At 56.8% G+C, this 2,059-nt stretch carries 1 protein-coding gene and 1 pseudogene; both read left to right on the forward strand.

The window, feature by feature from the left end; genetic code table 11:
- Positions 1–1,486 (forward strand): annotated as a pseudogene (locus tag D7S89_RS27000) (hypothetical protein); the annotation flags it as partial.
- Positions 1,476–1,745 (forward strand): DUF7660 family protein, encoded by a 270-nt coding sequence (locus D7S89_RS27005; RefSeq protein ID WP_121281922.1) that lies wholly within the window; start codon positions 1,476–1,478, stop codon positions 1,743–1,745. The pseudogene D7S89_RS27000 and the gene D7S89_RS27005, both read left to right, overlap by 11 nt.
- Positions 1,746–2,059 lie beyond the last annotated feature (314 nt).

The following is a 2,059-nucleotide window of genomic DNA, read 5'->3' on the forward strand; positions in this document are numbered from 1 at the left end:
CGTAGCGATAGGAGCCATTGGGGGGGCGGTGGGTGCGGAGGTGGGTGAATACGCACCGGCACTGAAGGGTGCAGACGACTTCACGAGCTTCGCGCGTGGTGCAGGCCAGGCAGCCCTGAGTAACGCGATCAGTCAGGGTGTCGATGTCGCGACGGGCCTGCAGCACCATTTCGACTGGCGCGGCGTTGCGGCCAGCGCGATTGCTGGGGGCGTTAACAGTGAAGTGGGCCAGACCAGTGTTGGCAAGGTTCCGGTGCTGGGCAATATCGTGAGCGGGGTTGCTTCACAAACGGCTGGTGGAGTGGTTCTGGGCGGGAGCATGCGGGACCGGTTGCCGAGGATGATTGGCGCGATCGCCGGCAATACGGTCGGCAGTGAAATCGAACAGCAGTTGCAATCGAATAGTACGAGCACGCTGTATGGCGTAAGTGGCAACGTCGATGATCTGGTAGCGCAGTCGGGTTACGCGGCCGATCCTGGCAAACAGTTCGCGTGGTTGGCCAATAGCCGGTTGGACCCGAATAGCTCGTTCGATACGACGGCGGCCAGCCTTGGGCTGACGCCGCAGCAATCACGCGGCTTGATGGCGGTGGATAACGAGGCCTCGATTGTTGATTCGTCGTTCTCGCCAGAGGTAGTAGGGTATGCTGTGCCGTATCCGCAGATTGCGGTTACCCCAATGCCAGGGGCTGGTGTGATGGCTGCAGCGGGCTCGAGTGAAACGGCGCTCGATGCCTTTGTACGTGGTGCCAAGGGTGGCTACGCGGGTGTGCTCGATCCGAATCCGAGTGCTGCCTATGCGGGTAATTTCCTGAACGACGCGGCACAAAGCTTCAAGCAGTTTGGCTACCAGATGACTGGTGCGCAGACTGCGGATGAAGCTCGGGCAGCGTGGAATAGCGAGAACTATGGGCTTGCTACGGCGAAGGAGTTTCAGGCATTCGGTGAAGCTGGTCTGGCGTTGATGGGGCTTGGTTCTGCTGCGCGGGCAGCTACAGGCCCAGCGATGCGGGCGGTTACGGCTGCGGGAGAATACGCTGAATCGACCGTCGCCGGCCTTGGAGATCAGTATGGACTGGGCCTTCGTCTATCGGTTGTTGAGGGTAGCGGTACGACGCCGCAGTTCCTGACCAAGACACAATTTGCAGAGTTGCCGGAGACTGGACGGATTAATCCGCAAGTCGTTCGGTTTAGTCAGGACAGTGCTAAAGCTAACTTTAAGCCTCCCTATGGGTCTATAGATGAGTTCTCGCAAGGATTGATGGCCGGTGATATCGATCCAGTTTCTATTGAGCCGATTCGGATTGTTGAGCGAAACGACATGGTGTTTACATTGGATAACCGGCGTCTCTATAGCTTCCAGCAAGCTGGAGTGGATGTTCCATATCAAAAATTGGATGCAATCCCTAAGCGGGAATTATTTAAGTTCACGACACAGAACGATGGTGTCTCGTTGTTTATTCGCGGAGGTGGAAATGGTCGGTGATGATCTGTACGACTATGCAAGGACGGTCAATTCTCGTGAGGACTTTATAAAATTCGTTGAATACCTCAACGAAGATTATGGGCAGCAGCAAGGCCAGTGGGAAAATCTCACGCTTGGCTCATACTTGGGTGGGCTGTCTGCGTTTGCGACGGATATGGCCGGCTACTACAAGAACATGGGAGAGACGGTAGACGTCAATACCATAACTTGGCGGATGGCAGCGGAGATGCTGTTGGCGGCAACTGTGTACGGGAGTTAAGTAGTCTAAAAAGCAACAACGCCCGCGTGAAGCGGGCGTTGTTGTATGTGACGGTCGGAACAGCAGCGATAGCAGCTACGCCACGACGCAATTTGAAGCGGGTGGCGGCAAGAAGACATTCGGCTACGACATCTTCGGCGAAGTGATCACGCAGACGGACGAGCTCGGCCGTGTGACGACGAATACGTACGACACGGCTGGCCGCCTGATCAAGGTCGGCAGGCCGGGTGGCGACACCGATAGCTACACCTACGACACCCAGGGTGAGCGCATCAGCCACACCAACGCGCTCAACCGGAGAGAAACCACCGATT

The organism is Trinickia fusca (genome assembly GCF_003628145.1).
GTDB classification, from domain to species: Bacteria; Pseudomonadota; Gammaproteobacteria; order Burkholderiales; family Burkholderiaceae; genus Trinickia; species Trinickia fusca.